14 protein-coding genes are annotated in these 19,536 nt (G+C 61.6%); 13 read left to right on the plus strand and 1 reads right to left on the minus strand.

The annotated features are described in order from the left end of the window. The first annotated feature begins 10 nt into the window (after positions 1 to 10). The gene (locus tag AC1DD5_RS03110; protein WP_477520590.1) at positions 11 to 823 is read left to right on the plus strand and encodes a shikimate 5-dehydrogenase; all 813 of its coding nucleotides are present in this window, start codon (positions 11 to 13) and stop codon (positions 821 to 823) included. A gap of 6 nt (positions 824 to 829) precedes the next feature. Here the strand turns inward: AC1DD5_RS03110 and AC1DD5_RS03115 are convergent, their stop codons facing one another. Continuing rightward, positions 830 to 2,056: a THUMP-like domain-containing protein gene (locus AC1DD5_RS03115; RefSeq protein WP_477520591.1), complete on the minus strand. Its 1,227-nt coding sequence runs from the start codon at positions 2,054 to 2,056 to the stop codon at positions 830 to 832. A gap of 68 nt (positions 2,057 to 2,124) precedes the next feature. On the opposite strand from AC1DD5_RS03115, the gene AC1DD5_RS03120 reads away from it, so the two are divergent. The 12 genes from AC1DD5_RS03120 (at position 2,125) to AC1DD5_RS03175 (ending at position 19,532) form a co-directional block, all read left to right on the plus strand. Next, positions 2,125 to 2,553, plus strand: coding sequence for a hypothetical protein (locus AC1DD5_RS03120; protein ID WP_442004103.1), 429 nt, complete (start codon positions 2,125 to 2,127; stop codon positions 2,551 to 2,553). A gap of 190 nt (positions 2,554 to 2,743) precedes the next feature. After that, positions 2,744 to 3,040, plus strand: coding sequence for a co-chaperone GroES (groES, locus tag AC1DD5_RS03125; protein ID WP_211711208.1), 297 nt, complete (start codon positions 2,744 to 2,746; stop codon positions 3,038 to 3,040). 84 nt (positions 3,041 to 3,124) lie between these two features. Further along, positions 3,125 to 4,738: a chaperonin GroEL gene (gene groL / locus AC1DD5_RS03130; protein ID WP_442004104.1), complete on the plus strand. Its 1,614-nt coding sequence runs from the start codon at positions 3,125 to 3,127 to the stop codon at positions 4,736 to 4,738. Between the two features lie 323 nt (positions 4,739 to 5,061). Then, complete coding sequence (locus AC1DD5_RS03135) at positions 5,062 to 6,735, plus strand: helix-turn-helix transcriptional regulator (protein WP_442004105.1); 1,674 nt, start codon at positions 5,062 to 5,064, stop codon at positions 6,733 to 6,735. A 168-nt stretch (positions 6,736 to 6,903) separates the two neighbouring features. After that, positions 6,904 to 7,245 (plus strand): hypothetical protein, encoded by a 342-nt coding sequence (locus AC1DD5_RS03140; RefSeq protein WP_477520592.1) that lies wholly within the window; start codon positions 6,904 to 6,906, stop codon positions 7,243 to 7,245. Positions 7,246 to 7,277: 32 nt separating this feature from the next. Further along, positions 7,278 to 8,387 carry a flavin-containing monooxygenase gene (locus tag AC1DD5_RS03145; RefSeq protein ID WP_477520593.1) on the plus strand — a complete coding sequence of 370 codons (1,110 nt, stop codon included), beginning with the start codon at positions 7,278 to 7,280 and terminating at the stop codon, positions 8,385 to 8,387. Between the two features lie 147 nt (positions 8,388 to 8,534). After that, a complete protein-coding gene (locus AC1DD5_RS03150; RefSeq protein WP_477520739.1) occupies positions 8,535 to 10,637 on the plus strand; it encodes an acyltransferase family protein in 2,103 nt (700 codons plus the stop codon). Beyond that, positions 10,634 to 12,760 carry an acyltransferase family protein gene (locus AC1DD5_RS03155; protein ID WP_477520594.1) on the plus strand — a complete coding sequence of 709 codons (2,127 nt, stop codon included), beginning with the start codon at positions 10,634 to 10,636 and terminating at the stop codon, positions 12,758 to 12,760. The genes AC1DD5_RS03150 and AC1DD5_RS03155 overlap by 4 nt, the downstream gene beginning before the upstream one ends. Positions 12,761 to 13,014: 254 nt before the next feature. Further along, positions 13,015 to 14,526 (plus strand): IMP dehydrogenase, encoded by a 1,512-nt coding sequence (gene guaB / locus AC1DD5_RS03160; protein WP_223933862.1) that lies wholly within the window; start codon positions 13,015 to 13,017, stop codon positions 14,524 to 14,526. A gap of 100 nt (positions 14,527 to 14,626) precedes the next feature. After that, positions 14,627 to 16,516: an ABC transporter ATP-binding protein gene (locus tag AC1DD5_RS03165; RefSeq protein WP_477520595.1), complete on the plus strand. Its 1,890-nt coding sequence runs from the start codon at positions 14,627 to 14,629 to the stop codon at positions 16,514 to 16,516. A 52-nt stretch (positions 16,517 to 16,568) separates the two neighbouring features. Continuing rightward, positions 16,569 to 17,705 carry a GuaB3 family IMP dehydrogenase-related protein gene (locus AC1DD5_RS03170; RefSeq protein WP_431115884.1) on the plus strand — a complete coding sequence of 379 codons (1,137 nt, stop codon included), beginning with the start codon at positions 16,569 to 16,571 and terminating at the stop codon, positions 17,703 to 17,705. 72 nt (positions 17,706 to 17,777) lie between these two features. Then, a complete protein-coding gene (locus tag AC1DD5_RS03175; RefSeq protein ID WP_477520596.1) occupies positions 17,778 to 19,532 on the plus strand; it encodes a glycerol-3-phosphate dehydrogenase/oxidase in 1,755 nt (584 codons plus the stop codon). The last annotated feature ends 4 nt before the right edge of the window (positions 19,533 to 19,536 follow it).

Genomic DNA, 19,536 nt, shown 5'->3' on the forward strand with positions numbered 1-19,536 from the left:
TAATGGGTGAATGCCAATCCTGAACAAAGACATGTCCCTGTGCATTTCGCTCGCGGCCCGGCCCAGCAACATCGGAACCCGGTTCCACAATTATTTGTACGACCTGCTCGGACTGAACTTTGTCTACAAGGCATTCGCCCCGGCGGACATCACTCTTGCAGTGGCTGGCATCCGCGGCCTCCCCATCAGGGGTGCCGCGGTGTCCATGCCCTATAAGGAAGCTGTCATCCCGCTGGTGGACGTCATGGATCCGTCGGCAAAGGCGATCGATTCGGTCAACACGATTGTCAACAACGACGGCGTCCTTACCGCCTATAACACGGACTACATCGCCATCGCCCGGCTCCTGAAGGACCACAAAGTACTTGGCAGCCACACCGTTCTTCTCCGTGGTGCCGGCGGTATGGCAAAGGCTGTCGCCGCCGCCCTCTGGGACGCTGGATTCACCGCTGTCACTATCGTGGCCCGCAACGAAACCACCGGGCGTGCGCTCGCGGATCTTTACGGTTTCAACTGGCAGGACGACGTCAATGGCTCAACCGCGGACCTCATCATCAACGTCACGCCCTTGGGTATGGCCGGCGCCGACGAAACTGCCCAGTCCTTCGACGACGCAACCATTGCCGCCGCAAAAATAGTATTCGACGTCGTCGCCCTTCCCTCCGAGACGCCGCTCATCACCGCGGCCCGGAACGCCGGCAAGCCGGTGATCACGGGAGCCGAAGTTATCGCCATCCAGGCGGAGGAACAATTCGTCCTGTACACGGGCGTCCGCCCGACTGCCGACCAGGTCCGCGAAGCCTCGGAATTCTCCCGCCGCTGACGTGACTTAGAACGTCACAGGCTCCACGACTACAGCCACTCTTTCCTCGCCAATCCTTGTGAGGACCAGGGTGGCTGTTTTCGCGGCCTTACTGTCGCGCTTGGAGGGAAGCAGTTGCTTCCGCAGTTCTTCGGGAGTGACGGCCGTGCCACGCTTCTTGATGTCCAGCACCGTGACGCCATTCGCTTTGACCCAGGCTTTGAGCGCCTTCACGTTGTAAGGCATCACTTCCAGCACCTTGTATGCGCGGGCAAAAGGCGAGTCATGGAGTTCCGGGGCGCAGATGTAGGCGATATGTTCGTCCACCAGGTGCCCGCCAAGGCGTTCTGCGACGTCGGCCACCAGCCCTGCGCGGATGACCGCACCGTCCGGTTCGTAGAGGAATCCTTCTACAGGCCCGACGGCGGCTACCGGGCCGCCGTCGAAATCCTCGCCGCTGGTGAGCTCGGCAGCGCCCTGCGAGCCGATGACAAGTGCCGCGCGACGGACCCCGGGACGGGCCACCGCGTTGAACCACAGGGTGACCTCAGTGACGTCGCCGCCTACGGAGACCCACTGCGCTTCACAGTTCGCCGGAACCGAATCGTGTGGCATCCCCGGACCCATCTTGACTCCCACTGCCCGGCCGGCCGCGGCCAGGCCTTCAACGAACGACAACGGGGGAGAGAAGGCTTCCGGATCCCAGATCCTCTTGGTCCCGGACGTGGAGGTTGTGCGTCGTGCGGGATCCAGCCACACGCCGTCGATCCCGTCCAGGTCCACCGACGTAGCATCCGAATGCACCACCGTGGCGTGCGGGAAGGGCATGAGGTTGATGGTGGCGCAGGCGGCAGTGGTTTCGTCCATTTCCACGGCGGTCACGGCAATGTCCATGGAGGCCAAGGCCATGGAGTCAGCTCCGAGGCCGCAGCCGAGGTCGGCTACGTGGGAAATGCCGGCCTTGGCAAAACGCTCGGCGTGCCGGGCCGCGACGTTGAGGCGGGTTGCCTGTTCGAGTCCGGCCTGGGTGAACAGCATCTGGCGGGCAAACTCGCCGAACTTTGCTTCGGCGCGGGTCCGGAGCCGGGACTGCGTCAGTACCGCGGCCACGAGTTCAGGGGAGTGGCCTGCTTTTCGGAGGTCGGCGTTAACGCTGAACGCTTCGTCTTCGCGGTACGGCCCCAGCGAGGCAAGGAGTTCCCATCCTTCAGTGGTCAGCAAGGGTGCGATCTGTTCCTGCGGTGCGTGAGACATGGGATCAAGCCTAACGGCGCCCGCCATGGGGCCGTGAGTTGGGAACCAGCGACGATAGGGTTGTTTTCATGGAAGACAACGCAGCTCCGCAGCCCTCCGACACAAACAACCCGGGCGGGAACCACTCCACTGCCCCGGGAGCTTCAGAGCATTCCTCCGGTCGATCCCTCGTGGCTTTTGCCCGTCCTGCCTTGATCGCGGGGGCCGTGATCGCTGTAATCTGCATTGGCCTGCTGATCGTCATCTTCGCGTTGGACTCATTCAACGCTGCGGCGTACTCCGTGACGGGCAAGAGCGTGAATGACGCTACTGATGAAGCCCGCGACATCCGGGAGCTCTACAGTGGGGCCCGCATTGGCGGGATTATCGCCTTGGTGATTTCCGGCGTCGTGGCCTTGGCGGCCGCCGTCGTGCTGTATTTGAACCGTGGATCTGCCCCTGCAGATGAGGACGACGACGGCGAAGACTACGATTTGGACGACCTCACCGGTCGGTAACGGGAGTTCACTCAGGACGAAATTCTGGCACTCACCTTGACCGAGTGCTAACGCTTACATAGAGTCGTGTTAGCACTCTCCCCCGGAGGGTGCTAATCACGCCAGGCGTCACCGGCACCGCGACGACGGTTGCACGCCACGGCACCCTAGTTCTTAGTCCATGAATCAGCTCATGAAAAGGAGAGTCCGAGTGTCGGTCTCGATTAAGCCTCTTGAGGATCGTATTGTTGTTCGCCCGCTCGAAGCAGAGCAGACCACGGCTTCCGGCCTGGTAATTCCGGACTCCGCGCAGGAGAAGCCGCAGGAAGGCGAAGTTGTTGCAATCGGCCCCGGCCGCTTCGATGACAACGGCAACCGCGTCCCGGTTGACGTAACTGTTGGCGACGTCGTCATCTACTCCAAGTACGGTGGAACCGAAGTCAAGACCGGCGGCAACGAGTACCTCGTTCTGTCCGCCCGCGACGTCCTTGCGATCGTCGTAAAGTAACTTCCTGGAGCCCCGCACCGCAGCCGCGTTGGAATCATTCCGACCTTCTGCGGTGCGGGTTTTCTGTCTTGAAAGGACACAACCATGGCAAAGCAGCTTGCTTTTAACGATGCTGCCCGCCGGTCTCTTGAGGCCGGTATCGACAAGCTCGCCAACACTGTCAAGGTGACGCTTGGCCCGCGCGGCCGCAACGTCGTGCTGGACAAGAAGTGGGGCGCTCCCACGATCACCAACGATGGCGTGACGATCGCCCGCGAAGTTGAGCTTGACGACCCCTACGAGAACCTTGGTGCACAGCTGGCCAAGGAAGTAGCCACCAAGACCAACGACGTCGCTGGCGACGGCACCACCACCGCTACGGTGCTGGCGCAGGCACTGGTCAAGGAAGGCCTGCGCAACGTTGCTGCTGGTGCCGCTCCTGGCGAGATCAAGCGCGGCATCGAGGTTTCCATTGAAGCCATCGCAGCCCGCCTCCTGGAGAACGCAAGCGAAGTGCAAGGCACCCAGGTTGCCAACGTTGCCGCCATCTCCGCACAGAGCGACGAAATTGGCGAACTGTTGGCCGAGGCGTTCGGCAAGGTGGGCAAAGATGGCGTCATCACCATCGAAGAATCCTCCACCACGCAGACCGAACTCGTCCTCACCGAAGGCATGCAGTTCGACAAGGGCTACCTTTCCCCGTACTTCGTCACTGACGCAGAACGTCAGGAAGCAGTCCTCGAAGACGCCTTGATCCTGATCAACCAGGGCAAGATCTCCTCGCTGCAGGACTTCCTGCCGTTGCTGGAGAAGGCGCTGCAGGCCTCCAAGCCGCTGTTCATCATCGCCGAGGACATTGAAGGCGAAGCCCTGTCCACGCTGATCGTCAACCGCATCCGCGGCACGCTGAACGTTGTGGCTGTCAAGGCTCCGGGCTTCGGCGACCGCCGCAAGGCCATGCTCCAGGACATCGCTACGCTCACGGGCGCCCAGGTTGTTTCTCCGGACCTTGGCCTCTCGCTGGACACCGTTGGCCTCGAGGTACTGGGTACGGCACGCCGCATCACGGTCACCAAGGACAACACCACCATCGTTGATGGCGCCGGAACCGAGCAGGACGTTGCCGACCGCGTGGCCCAGCTGCGTGCCGAGCTCACCCGCACAGACTCCGACTGGGACCGCGAGAAGCTGCAGGAGCGCCTGGCCAAGCTGGCCGGCGGTATCGGCGTTATCAAGGTCGGCGCAGCCACCGAGGTTGAGCTGAAGGAAAAGAAGCACCGCATCGAGGACGCCGTTTCCTCCACGCGTGCTGCCCTTGAAGAAGGCATCGTTTCCGGTGGCGGTTCCGCCCTCATCCACGCCCTCAAGGCGCTGGATGAGTCCCCGGCCGTCAAGGCACTGGAAGGTGACGCAGCAGCAGCTGTTGGCATCGTCCGCCGCGCCTTGGTCCAGCCGCTGCGCTGGATCGCCCAGAATGCCGGCTTCGATGGCTTCGTCGTCGTTTCCAAGGTCTCCGAACTCGAAGCCAACCACGGCTTCAACGCCAAGTCCGGCGAGTACGAGGACCTGATCGCCGCCGGCGTGATCGACCCCGTCAAGGTCACGCGTTCCGCACTCCGCAACGCCGCTTCCATCGCTGCCCTGGTTCTCACCACCGAGACCCTGGTTGCCGAGAAGCCGGCTGAGGACGAAAACGCACACGCAGGCCACCAGCACTAACAGCCTGTTCGAAAAAGCCCTGGTCACTCGTGGCCAGGGCTTTTTTCTGCCCTCTTGCGCTTCCCGATGTGTGCTGTGTGGCATCGGCTTTGTGGCGTGGGCGTGTGGTGTCCTGACCTTCTTTGAACCCCGGGCAGCCGCCGTGCAACCGATAAAGGGTGAAAACCGGGCTTCTGCACGTCAATGAAGGTCAGGAACCCACACGGCGCGTCAGGGATTCGTGGAGCCATTGTGGGCTTACGACGGCGGCGGTACCCTGACGCTAATACGGCCGCTTGTGTGCGCCAACCGGGTTGCTCGTGGTCGCAGAATGAGTGTGGACTATGCCGGTTACAGCCTTGGATCTGGGACGCTCCGCGTTCTCCGAGCACCGCTGGAGCGATGCACTGGATTGCCTTGCCCGGGCGGACACGGAGGGCGGACTTCCACCCGAGGACATTGAAGTCGCGGCCTCCGTGGCCATGCTGTTGGGCAAGGACTCCGAAGGCGTCGCCTACCTGACGCGGGCGCACGATGAATATGTCACCGTAGGAGACATGGCTGCCGCCGCCCGTTGCGCAACGTGGCTGGTGCTGTTCCTCATGGACATCGGGGAGCCGGCCCGCAGCTCGGGCTGGATGTCCCGGGCAAAACACTTGGTGGAAGAACTGGACGAGCCCACCGAAGCTGAAGGCTACCTCCTGATACCGTCTGCGCTGGGAGCCTTGTACGGAGGAAATCCTGAAGCCAGCAATGAGCTCTTTGGCCGCGCCTTGGCAGTGGGGCAGCGATTCCACGACAAGGACCTCATGGCCCTTGGACGGCTGGGCCTGGGCACGGCCAGCATCACCCTTGGATTCCCGGACAAGGGCTTGGAGATCCTGGATGAAGTCATGGTTTCCGTGACGGCGGGGGAAGTATCACCCATTCCTTCAGGCATCATCTACTGCTCCGTCATCGGCAGCTGCCGCCTCGCCTTCGACGTCCAGCGTGCCCATGAATGGACCGCCGCGTTGGAACGCTGGTGCGGGGACCGGCCGGACATGGTGATGTTCAGCGGGCAGTGCCAGTCCCACAGGGCAGAACTGTTCATCCTCCATGGCGCCTGGGATGACGCCATAGCTGCCGTCCACATTGCCCAGGACCGCTCGCGCCGCGGCGATCCGGAAGCGGCCTGGGGTGCGTGGTATCTGCAGGGCGAGATTCTGCGTTTGAAGGGCCAATTTGATGAAGCCAGCGCGGCTTATGCCAAGGCTGCAGAGACCGGCTTCGAAGCTCTCCCCGGGCTCGCGCTGGTGCTGGCAGGCCAGCAAAAAGTGTCTCAGGCCCAAGCCATGTTGCGACGGGCCACGGCAGGCTCGGACCCCGCGAACCGACGGCGGTTGCTTCCCGCCGTCGTCGACGTCGAGCTTGCCGCTGGTGACCTTAAAGCGGCAAGGGCCGCTGCTGACGAGCTGGCGGCTCCGGTCCTTGAAACGGGCAGGCCCCTGGAACGGGCGCTTGCGGCGCAGGCGGAAGCCCAGGTGCTGCTCGCAGAGGGCAAGGCGGGCGACGCGCTGGTGGCCTCAAGAAAGGCATGGCGGCTCTGGTACAGCCTTGAGGCACCTTATGGCGCGGCCACGTGCAGGGTGTTGACGGGTCGCGCCTGTTCGGAACTGGGCGATCCCGACTCTGCCGCCATGGAATTCGAAGCAGCCACAGCCGAGTTCGCTGAGCTTGAAGCAACGCCTGCTCTAGCTGAGGTGCTGGGCCTCAGCGCTGGACGCGACAGTGCGGGAGCCGGTGCAGAGGGTGGTGGCGGGAAGCGTTCTACGCCCGCTACCCATGAACTTACAAACCGTGAGCTGGAAGTCCTGCGGCTTGTAGCTGACGGAAAAGCCAACAAGTCCATTGCCCGGGAACTGTATCTCAGCGAAAAAACCGTTGCCCGGCACGTCAGCAATATCCTCAGCAAACTCTCCTTGCCCTCCAGGGTTGCTGCGACCAGGTACGCCTTCGAACACCACTTGACCAACTGATCTTCTCTCACATCCCACAGCCTTTCTCCCGATCTTCTCTCACGTCCTGTGGGGTTTCTCCCGATCTTCTCTCACGTCCCGAGATGCGCATAAATACCCATGCCCCATCCAGCAGGATGCGTCATTTGGCCGACGCGGCAGAGGGCGCCGGACTCATAGTTTGGGCTTATGAATATTCCACTGCTCGCCGGCACCGTATCCACCGTGCTCTTTGCATCCAGCATGCTGCCCATGTTGGTCAAGGCAGTCCGCACCAAGGACCTGGCCTCCTACAGTTTGAGCAACATCACTTTGACCAACATCGCCAACGCAGTGCATTCCTTCTACGTCTTCGACCTTCCGGCGGGACCCGTGTGGCTGTTGCACTCCTTTTACGTGGTGACGTCGGTCTTGATGTTGGTGTGGTGCCTGCGGTACCGGAAGGCTCCGGCTGAAACCCCAGCAACTGAAACCCCAGCAACCCGGGGTCACTTACGGCCCATGTCAGCCGCTGCCATGGGCCATAAGTGACCCCGCGTTGGATTAACGAGAAAGGAAATGCCATGAAAAATGCTAGTGATTCGCAGTTCGATACCGTGATCGTGGGAGGTGGCCAGGCCGGCTTGGCGCTCGGCTATTGGCTGGCCAAACGACACCACAACTTCGTCATCCTTGATGAGAACGCCAGGACCGGGGATTCGTGGCGTCAACGCTGGGATTCGCTTCATCTCTTCACCCCGGCCAAGTACGACGGATTGCCGGGCGCACCTTTCCCAGGGGACCCGTTGGCGTTTCCCAGTAAGGATGAGTTGGCGGACTACCTCGAACAATATGCACGGCGGTTCAGTCTGCCCGTAATCCACGGAGTCCGTGTTGACGGGGTGACGCAACAGGGTGATTGCTTTCTTGTGAGCTCCGGTGATCGGTCCTGGATCGCCAACAACGTGGTGGTTGCCACAGGTGGATACCGCCTGCCCAAGCGGCCGGCATTCGCCAATCAGCTGGATCCCGGCATCGTGCAGCTTCACTCGCAGGAATACAAGAACCCCGGGCAACTCCAATCCGGGCCCGTCCTCGTGGTGGGGCTCGGCAATTCCGGCGCGGAGATTGCCGTTGAAGCCAGCAGGACGCACACCACGTTGCTGGCCGGCAAAGCCAGTGGTGAAATCCCAGTTCGCCATGGACGCGCTGCAGCCCGGTTCGTCCTGCCTGTGATTCGATTCGCAGGCCTTCACGTCCTGACGCTGAACACGCCGGTTGGCCGGAAGGTGGCGCCGGCTTTCAAGATGATGGCGGCACCTTTGATTCGGACACGCACAAAGGACCTGCGTGACGCGAAGGTGGAACTGCTGCCGAGGATAGCCGGGGTAAAGCAAGGTAAACCGGTGCTGGAAGAGGGCCGGACTTTGGATGTGGCGAACGTCATTTGGTGTACGGGATACCGGGAGGATTACTCGTGGCTGAAGCTCCCGTACCAGAACGGCGATGGGATTCCGACCCATAAGAGGGGAGTGGTGGAATCTGTGCCCGGTCTCTACTTCCTTGGCCAGGAGTTTCTGTTCGCGGCAGTTTCGGCAACCCTTCCAGGAGTTGGCCGTGACGCCCGTTATCTGGCACGCCAGATCACAGCAGACCGGCAGTTCACAGCTGAGCGTCGGCCGGCTTTGGCGTAGTGGCTGACCTTCAAAAAGAAGTGCCCGCAGCACAGGGAACGCACAGTTTCATCTTTGCAAACGCATAGTCCAACCTGAGCTAATAGACACTCGTAAGGCGGTTCCGCAGGCCGGCCCAACTGGGGTCGGCGCCCGGAACAGCGTATGATGGATGCTTTGTGCAATAGCCTTGAGGAACTGCCTAACGTGACTACATCAACGATCCGACCGCCCGCCCGTCCCAACAGGCGGGCTACCGGTCCCGTTGTAAAGTCCACGTTCCGACCCGAAATCCAGGGCCTCCGCTCCCTCGCCGTGCTCATGGTTGTGAGCTACCACATCTGGATTGGGCGGGTATCAGGCGGGGTGGATGTCTTCCTGCTGATCTCGGCCTTCCTCATGACTCTTCAGTTCACGAGCCGCTTCAAACAGCGGCGCCCGATGGACTTGCTGCGGCACTGGCTGCACTTGTTCAGGCGCCTGCTCCCGGCAGTGGTGGTTGTCCTCTTTGGAACACTGGCTGCTACTTTTGCTTTCCTGCCTCCCACCCGCTGGGTGGAAGTGGTCAATCAGGCTTGGGCCTCACTGTTCTACTACGAAAATTGGCTGCTGCAGACTCTCGCGGTGAATTACTACGCCACGGACCACAGTCTCGCCAGTCCTGTGCAGCACTTCTGGTCACTTTCCATCCAGGGCCAGGTGTTCATTCTCTGGCCGGTGATCTTCGCCGTGATGGCGGTCATCTGCCGCAAATTCGATCTCCGGTACCGGGCCTCGCTCGCGTACGTTTTTGCGCTCATCTTCGTCGTTTCCCTGACGTACTCCATCATTTTTACGGCCAACAACCAGGCCGTGGCGTACTTCGACACCTTCGCCCGGCTTTGGGAGTTCGCCCTCGGAACACTTGTTGCCCTGATCCTGCCTGCCCTGGACTTTTCCAAACCTGTCCGCGTGGCAATGGGGTGGATCGGCGTTGCCGCCATGCTTACCTGCGGCATCCTGCTGCAGGTCCAAACTGCGTTCCCCGGCTTTGTTGCGCTCTGGCCCACGCTGGCTGCCGTTGCAGTGATTGCGGCGGGACAGACCGGCAGCCGCTTCGGCGTGGATCGGATCCTGAGTTCCAAATTCCTGGTACGTCTTGGCGATAACTCCTATGCCCTGTATCTCTGGCACTGGCCTATCCTGGTGATCGCCCTGGCTTGGAGCGGCAAGGACCACGCCGGGTGGCTGTCCGGCACCGCGATTGTGGCGTTGGCATTGGTCCTGGCCTTCCTGACCACAAAGTACGTGGAGAAGCCATTCCGGGAGTGGAAGTGGCCGGAGGTGAAACGTCGCCGCGCAGCCATCTCCATCGCCGTCTGCCTGGCCGTGGCGTGCACGCCGTTGCTCGGCTTCCAGTACAAGCAGTATCTGGACCAGAAGGCCGCTGACACGCAGGCATTCAACGACAACCCTGGAGCCCATGCCCTCCTTCCAGGCTATGTAAACCAAGTCGGCAAGGATGCCAAGACACTTCCCACGGCAGAACAGTTGCCTGAAGACTGGGCACACCTGGGTGGGACGTGCGAGGGAGTTTCCAAACCGGAAGACAAGACTCTGCAGGAGAACTGCCAGCAAAACGGTGTGGGCGATGACGCAACGAAGAGCATTGTGGTCCTGGGCGACTCCCATGCCCAGCAGTGGCTGGCCGCACTCGGTCCTCTCGCTGAGGCTGAGCATTGGAAGGTCACGGCCCTCCTGTTGGGCGGTTGTCCGTTCATGCCGGAGAACCCTGACGCTGACCAGCAGTGCAATGATTTCAACTCGGCGGCTTTCAAATACGTGGCAGCCCACACCCCGGATTCCGTGTTCATGGTGGGAACCAAGGCGGCCCCCTCATCACCGGATGAGGAGTTGGTGTACGGCTTTGAACAGTCGGTCACCAACTTCAACGACCTCGGCATCCAGGTGGTGGCCATTCGTGACAACCCACGCTACGACCACAATGTCACCGAGTGTGCCCTGTCCAAGGGCGTGGACAGCCCTGACTGCAAGTCTGACCTGCAGGACGTCCTGGCCGCGGAGAGCCCCTTCGCGGCAGTACAGGGAAAGTTTGGAAATGCAGCATTCCTGGATATGACGGATCTCCTCTGCAATGGTGTCCAGTGCCCCAGCGTCATAGGAAATGTGTTCGTCTACCTGGATGACAACCACCTGTCCAAGACCTACGTCACCAGCATGGGCGAGATGTTCGACGAAAGGTGGTTTGCCGCGACGGGGTGGGCGCAATGAGCGGACAGGTGAAAGCAACAGCACCTTTGCGTGGCAAGCCCACTACAGCGAAGCCCACTTCAGCGAGGACCACGACGGCGGAACGAACCTTCCGCCCGGAGGTCCAGGGACTGCGTGCCTTGGCTGTGTTGATGGTGGCGGCATACCACATTTGGCTCGGCCGGGTGTCCGGCGGCGTAGACGTCTTTTTACTCATCTCGGCTTTCCTGATGACCCTGTCCTTTACGCGGAAGCTCGAAAACCGTAGGCCCCTGAGGCTCCTGCAGCACTGGCTCCATGTGTTCAAGCGGCTGCTGCCCGCCGTCGTCGTGGTCCTGCTGGCAGTCCTGGCCGGAACCTGGGCCTTTATCCCGCAGAGCCGGTGGCCGGATGTGCTCGCCGAGGCCTGGGCCTCCCTGCTGTACCGTCAGAACTGGCAGCTCGCGGATTCTGCCGTTGATTACTATGCGCAGGACCATTCCGGAGCGAGTCCCCTGCAGCACTTTTGGTCCCTGTCCGTGCAAGGCCAGGTCTTTATCCTGTGGCCACTTATTTTCGCAGCGGTGGCCCTGCTGCAGCCGCAACTCGCAAAGCTGTTCCCGGGCCGGAAGACCGTGGAACACCGGCAGCTGCTGTTCATGGCGTTCGGCCTGGTCTTTGTGGCCTCGCTGGTCTATTCCATCGACCAGACTGCCCACAATCAGGCGTATGCGTATTTCGATACCCGGACAAGGCTGTGGGAATTTGCGCTGGGTTCCCTGCTGGCACTGGCTCTCCCGTACCTCAAACCAGGACAGCGGCTTCGGGTATTCCTGGGTTGGGCGGGGCTGCTCGCCATGCTCTCGTGCGGCCTGATCCTGACGGTGGACCGTTCCTTCCCGGGATTCGTGGCTCTCTGGCCAACCCTCGCAGCCGCGGCGGTTATCGTTGCGGGCCAGAGCAACAGCCGATTTGGTGCGGACCGTGTGCTCAGCTCAAAGCCCTTGGTCCTGGTGGGCAACAATTCCTACGCCTTGTACCTGTGGCATTGGCCGGTCCTGGTGTTCTTCCTGCTGGTCACGGAGACCACCAGCCCGAACCTCCTGCAGGGCTTGGGCATCATGGCAGCATCGATGGCGTTGGCCGTTGCCACCACACGGTTTGTCGAGGTTCCCATGCGCCGCTGGCAGTGGCCCGACGCGCGGTCCTGGCGGGCCGCCGTCGTCGTTGTTTCCTGTGGTGCGCTGCTCGCGCTGCCGATGACCGCCTGGCAAGGTGCTATCGCCGCCCAAGGCGTGGCGATTGCGGATCAGCCCAAGGAACTGACGCCCGGTGCTGCAGCGCTCTCGCCTGAGTTTGCGGGCCAACCGACACCCAAGGCGATGATTATTCCCGCACCCGCCGCCATGAAGGATGAATGGGCGGACATCGATGGCCTCTGTACTGGGGGCAACGTCCCCTCGGATCCGTTGCTGCAGGGTTGCCTCCAGAATGACGAACCCGAGGTGGTGACCAAGAGGATCGTGGTCCTCGGCGATTCCCACGCCCAGCAGTACATGGCGGCCCTGGGCCCCATCGCCAAGGAGCACGGTTGGGAAGTGGTCACACTGCTGAAGGGGAACTGCCGGTTCGGCGCCGACTCGCCTGAGCGGACCAGTGACTGCAACCACTTCAACAAGGCAAGTGCCGCTTATGTCATGGAACACAAACCCGATGCTGTGTTCACGGTGGCGTCTCTGACTCATGTGACGGCCCCTTTCGAGACCGAAGTGCCCGGGTATTTGGACGGCATCAAGCCCTTCACGGATGCAGGAATCGACGTCGTGGGCATCCGTGACAACCCGCGGTTCAGCATCAACATGCCGGAGTGCGTGCAGAAGAAGGGCCCTGACTCGCCCGACTGCAACCCTCCGCTGGAAGATTCCCTGGCTGCGTCCTCGCCCCTGGACGACTACGCGGGCAAGGTGGATCGGTTGTACCTGATGGACATGAGCGACTTCATCTGCGAGCGGGGCACGTGTCCGGCAGTGGTGGGGAATGTCTACGTCTACAAGGACGACAACCATCTCACCAAGACCTATGTCCAGAGCATGATTCCGATGTTCGAGGAGCGGCTCCTCGCCGCGACGGGCTGGTCCGACTCGACTGGTCAGTCCGGGCGCTAGCCTCGCCGCCCGCGGGAGCACGGAACGCACGACGCCGACCTTCCGCCAGTGCTGTTGCTCACACTCACGCGCCGCGGAATATGGCGATGGCCGCCGAGGTTCTACTATTTATTCAATACCCGAAGCACCTTTGCCTTGCAGTACCTCATGCATAGGCCAATTTATGCACAGGCCAGTCCCGTAATGACGGGCTGGTCATCAGTTGCAACCCCTACCCGTTAAAGCCCCCAGAACCCAGGTAAGAGGCCGCACTCATGACCCAGCCCGAACACGATCCCTTCGGCTTCGTAGGCCTGACCTACGACGACGTCCTGCTCCTCCCCGGACACACCGATGTCATCCCTTCTGACGCGGACACGTCCTCCCGGATTTCCAAGCGCATCACGGTGCAGACGCCGTTGCTTTCCGCTGCCATGGACACCGTCACGGAGTCCCGCATGGCCATCGCCATGGCCCGCCAGGGTGGTCTGGGCGTCGTGCACCGCAACCTGTCCATCGATGACCAGGCTGAGCATGTGGACCGCGTCAAGCGAAGCGAATCCGGCATGATCACCAACCCGCTGACCATCGGCCCGCAGGCCACGTTGCAGGAACTGGACGAGCTGTGTTCCCGTTATCGCGTCTCCGGCCTTCCCGTGGTGGACACCGACGGACGCCTGCTGGGTATCGTCACCAACCGCGACACCCGGTTCATTCCGGAATCTGAATTCCCGCTGCGCAGCGTCAGCGATGCCATGACCAAGATGCCGCTCATCACCGGCCATGTGGGCATCAGCCGCGAGGAAGCCTCGCACAAGCTGGCCACCAACAAGATTGAGAAGCTCCCGCTCGTTGACGAGCAGGGCCGCCTCAAGGGCCTCATCACCACGAAGGACTTCACCAAGGCAGAGCAGTACCCGCTGGCCACCAAGGACGACGAAGGCCGCCTGCGCGTAGGCGCTGCCATCGGCTTCTTCGGCGACGGTTGGGAACGCGCCATGAAGCTCATCGACGCCGGGGTGGACGCACTCTTCGTGGACACCGCCAACGGCCACTCCCAGGGTGTGCTGGACATGATCCGCCGCCTGAAGTCAGACCCGATTGCTGCCCACGTGGACATCATTGGTGGCCAGGCAGCAACCCGTGAAGGAGCCCAGGCCCTGATTGACGCTGGTGCCGATGGCATCAAGGTCGGTGTGGGCCCAGGCTCCATCTGCACCACCCGTGTTGTAGCCGGTGTCGGCGTTCCCCAGATCACGGCCATTTACGAATCCGCGAAAGCTGCCATTCCGGCCGGCGTGCCGCTGATTGCCGACGGCGGCCTCCAGTACTCGGGCGATATTGGCAAGGCGCTCGTTGCCGGCGCGGACACCGTGATGCTCGGCTCACTGCTGGCTGGTTGTGAAGAGTCTCCCGGCGAGCTCATCTTCGTCAACGGCAAGCAGTTCAAGAGCTACCGCGGTATGGGCTCCCTTGGCGCCATGCAGTCCCGTGGAAAGAACACGTCCTACTCCAAGGACCGCTATTTCCAGGCTGACGTGTCCGGTGATGACAAGCTCATCCCGGAAGGCATCGAAGGCCGCGTCGCGTTCCGTGGTCCGCTGGCATCGGTGGCCTACCAGCTGGTCGGTGGCCTCCGCCAGACCATGTTTTACACCGGCGCCCCCACGATTGCCGAACTCAAGGCACGCGGCAAGTTCGTCCGGATCACTCCTGCCGGCCTGAAGGAATCGCACCCGCACGATATCCAGATGACGGTGGAGGCACCGAACTACGGTTCCCGCTGACATCATTTTCTAAAAAGCTGTTCCCCGTGGAGGCCTCCACGGGGAACAGCTGTTTAAGGGCCGCAACGGAAATGTCTGTGGGTAGGAATAGGCTGGGGACATGTCCGAAAAGCCCGCACAACCGCGGCACCCGGAGTCAGTCCGGCTGAATTCAGTCCAACCTGGCAAAGCGCCCCGCAAGCTTGCCCTCCGGCCATACGCACGCGCCGTCGGGCAGGTCCTGAAGGTGAGTTTCAAAGCATCGCCGATTGCAGTCATCATGAAAGTGGCTGGCTCCCTGATTTCGGCCACGCTGCCGCTGGTAACCACCTACTTCGCCGCGTTGACCACCACTGCGTTGGCGGCCGGTTACGCGGGAGATCCCGACGCCGGTCCGCGGGCGGTACTGTACGTCATCATTACCGCGGCGCTGGGACTGTTCTGGGGCGCCTTCAGCAGCGTCGACCGATACATCCAGCAGTTGATGAGCTTCAAAGTAGGCGCGATCGTCGGCGACATGATGTACGAGCGCTTCCTGGCGCTGGAGTTCTGGCGCTATGACGACAAAGAAACGGTGGACCTCTACGATCGCGCCAAGCGGTTCTCTGATTCCTATGCGCGGGTCCTGGACCGGATCGCGGCCATCTTTACGCAGTTGGTTTCGGTCATCCTGGCAGTCGGTGCGCTGTTGTTGGTCAGTTGGTGGATCGCTGTCATTGTCCTTATAGCGATCGTCCCGAGCGTCTACTTGCAGTTCAAACTCTCACGAGAGCAAATAGCGCATTGGAATACCCAGGTGGATTCCCGGCGTCAACGGCGAATGATCGAGACCAACCTCCTGAGGCCCCAGCACATTGCCGAGATGCGGCTCTATGGAATCGTGGGCTATTTGATGGACCTGCGGTCCCGGCTTCGGGACGCTGACGAGCGCCGGCGGCTGGACTTCCAGAAGCGCTACATCCCCAAGCAACTCGCAGCGGACGCCCTGCAGTATGGGGCCGAAGTAGTGTCGTTGATCTGGGTGGTGGGACAAATCATTGCCAGGGCACAGGCGGTAGGGCAGTTCCTCTACATCCAACAGATCGTCAGCCGGGCCCTGTCCACCGCCAGCAACCTGGTCTCGTCGCTGAGTTCCATTGACGAAGACCTTGCCAACCTCAAAGACTACGAGCTGTTCATGGCGCTTCCGGTGCCCAGCGGCCACGAACCTCCCTTGGTGAAGTCGCCGTCCGTTGTGGAAATGCGGGATATCCGCTTCAGCTATACGGGGAGTGACATTGAAGTTATCAAGGGCATTTCCCTGACCATCAGGGCAGGCCAGCACATTGCGATAGTTGGTGAGAATGGCGCAGGAAAGTCCACGCTGATCCGGATCCTGGCCGGTCTCTACCGGCCGGATTCAGGCCGAGTATTGCTCGACGGCGTCGACCTCACCGGAATCGACGTGACCAGTTGGCACCGACACCTTGCGGTCCTGAGCCAGGAATTCCTGAAGTATGAATTCGCTACGGCCGCGGAGAACATCTATTTGGGCGATGTCGATCAAGCCCGGGACGAGCAACGCATCCGGAGGGCAGCCTCAGATGCCGAGGCCATGGAATTCATCAACAAGCTGCCCAACGGCCTGGAAAACCATGTGAGCAATTGGATGGAGGATCCACGCGGGCGCAAGGGGAGTGGGCTCTCAGGCGGGCAATGGCAGCGATTGGCCATGGCACGGAACTTCTACCGGGATGCCTCCTTCATGGTCATGGACGAACCGACGTCGGCCATCGATGCTTTGGCTGAGCACCGGATCTTCACCCGGCTTTTCGCGGACCGGAACAGCACCATCATTGCCATCAGCCACAGGCTGGCCACCATCGAAAAGGCAGATGTTGTGTACATGCTCGAAGATGGCCGGATTGCCGAACAAGGAACGCACAAGGAGCTGGTGGCATTGAGGGGCCGCTACTTCCGGATGTTCGAATCCCAGCTCACTGTGGAAGAGACCAGCCAGAACACCCCCTAAGAGCAGCTCGGAACAAAACGGTGGCTTGGTTTTGGTGGGATAAACTCGAGCAGTGACTTATGAGATTGAGATTGGCCGTGGCAAGCGTGGGCGTCGTGCCTACTCACTGGATGACATCGCGATCGTTCCGAATCGTCGGACGCGTGACCCGAAGGACGTCTCTGTCTCCTGGCAGATCGACGCCTATAAGTTCGACATGCCGGTGATTGCCGCCCCCATGGACTCTGTGATGTCCCCGGACACGGCCATCACTTTGGGCCGTTTGGGTGGTCTTGGCGTCCTGGACCTTGAAGGACTCTGGACCCGGTACGAAAACCCACAGAAGGTGCTCGACGAGATCGCGGGCCTGGCCAACGAAACCAGCAGCCCGGCCGTCACCCGCCGAATGCAGGATCTTTACCAGGCACCCATTCAGCCAGAGCTCATCAGCTCCCGCCTGGCCGAGATCCGCGCCGCCGGCGTCACCGTGGCCGGCTCCCTGACCCCACAGCGCACCCAGGAACACTACAAGACCGTGGTGGCTGCCGGCGTCGATATTTTCGTCATCCGTGGCACCACGGTTTCTGCTGAGCATGTCTCCAAAAACCATGAGCCACTGAACCTTAAGCAGTTCATCTACGAACTCGATGTCCCCGTGATCGTTGGTGGAGCAGCTGGTTACACACCGGCCCTGCACCTCATGCGGACTGGTGCCGCAGGCGTCCTGGTTGGCTTCGGTGGAGGTGCTACTACCACCACGCGCCGTGCGCTGGGCATTCATTCGCCCATGGCGTCGGCGATTTCAGACGTCACTGCGGCCCGCCGCGACTACATGGATGAGTCCGGTGGGCGGTATGTCCATGTCATCGCCGACGGCGGCATGGGCCGCTCGGGCGACATCGTCAAGGCCATCGCGATGGGAGCGGACGCAGTCATGCTGGGCAGCGCCCTGGCGCGCGCCGAAGAAGCTCCGGGCCGCGGCTGGCACTGGGGTCCGGAAGCGCATCATCTCGAATCACCCCGTGGCGACCGCGTCAACGTTGGCACGGTCGGATCCCTGGAGGAAGTTCTCTTCGGGCCCGGGCACCACACCGACGGTACGTCCAACCTCATTGGCGCTCTGCGTCGGTCCATGGCGACCACAGGTTACTCCGACCTCAAGGAATTCCAGCGCGTGGACGTCGTAGTATCCCCATACTCGGGCAACTAGGACTTCTGCCAATCGGACCAGCCAACAAGTAGGGTAGGGGACTACCAGCAGTTGCGTTTGAGGAGGGGTCCGATGAGCAATGTCGCAGGCGGTCCGCAGGTGAATTCTCCGGGAGCATTAAGCCCGGAATCCCGTGCCGCATCCATTGAAGTCCTGAAAGCCACTGCCGAACCCGGCAAGCAGTTGGACATCCTGATTGTCGGCGGAGGAGTGGTGGGGGCTGGAGCAGCCCTCGACGCCGTGACCCGCGGCCTCACGGTGGGCATAGTTGAGGCAAGGGACTGGGCTTCAGGGACGTCGTCGCGATCATCCAAGCTCATCCATGGTGGCCTCCGCTACCTTGAAATGCTTGATTTCGGGCTGGTCCAGGAGGCCCTGCAGGAACGTGGTTTGCTGATCCAGCAGATTGCACCCCATCTGGTCCGCCCTGTCCCTTTCCTGTACCCCCTGACGCGCAGGTTCTGGGAGCGCCCCTATGTGGGCGCGGGCATCATGCTTTACGACACCTTGAGTCTCACTTCCGGACACAGCCGCGGTGTTCCCATGCACAAGCACCTCTTCAGGCGCGGCACCCTCAGGGCGGCTCCCAGCCTCAAGGACGATGCCTTCGTTGGTTCCATCCGCTACTACGATGCCCAAGTGGACGACGCCCGTTTGGTGGTCAACGTTGTGCGCACCGCAGCCCACTATGGCGCCCATGCTGTGAACAGGGTGCGTGTGGTGGACTTCCTCCGGGAAGGCGAACGCGTGGTGGGGGCCAAGCTGGAAAACCAGGAAGACGGCAGCGTCTTCGAAGTGCGTGCCAAGCAGGTAGTCAATGCCACGGGCGTGTGGACGGACGAAACCCAGGCCATGGTTACGGATCGGGGCCAGCTCAAGGTCAGGGCATCCAAGGGCATTCACCTGGTGGTACCGCGGGACAGGTTCCAATCCACAGTTGGGCTGATCCTGCGCACGGAGAAGTCAGTGCTCTTCGTGATCCCCTGGGGCCGCCACTGGATCATCGGGACAACGGACACAGACTGGAAGCTGGACAAGGCGCACCCCGCCGCGTCCAGCAAGGACATTGACTACGTCTTGGAGCACGTCAACAAGGTCCTTAAGCGGCCCCTCACCCGCGAGGATGTAGAAGGCGTCTACGCAGGACTCCGCCCCCTTCTTGCAGGGGAAAACGACTCCACCGCCAAACTCTCCCGCGAACACGTGGTGGCTCATCCGGTGCCAGGGCTGGTGGTGGTGGCTGGCGGGAAGTTCACTACATACCGCGTCATGGCCAAAGATGCGGTGGATGAAGCCACCCGGGCGATGGATGAACGGGTTCCCTCCAGCTGCACCGAAACGATCCCGTTGCTCGGTGCAGAGGGGTTCAAGGCCGCCTGGAACCGCCGCGGCCGCTCAGCGGAAGAAGCCGGCGTCCATGTTGCCCGCGTGGAACACCTGCTCAACCGCTACGGGTCCATGGCCTCGGAAGTGCTGGATCTCATCGCTGCGCAACCCGAACTCGGGGAGCCGCTTCCCGGTGCGGACGATTACCTTGCCGCAGAGGTGGTCTACGCCACCACCCATGAGGGCGCCCGTCATGTTCACGACGTTTTGACGCGCCGCACCCGAATCTCGATCGAAGCCTGGGACCGGGGTGTGTCAGCAGTGCCAGTAGTGGCTAAGCTGATGGGAGAAATCCTTGGCTGGAGCGAAGCACAGCGGGAAAGCGAAATAAAGCACTATCTGGCCCGGGTGGAAGCTGAGCGGCTTAGCCAGCAACAACCCGATGACGAATCAGCTGACGCCGCGCGCATGGGAGTCGATGACATCGTTCCCCTTCGCTGAGCAA

The organism is Paenarthrobacter sp. 10L420 (assembly GCF_056395385.1).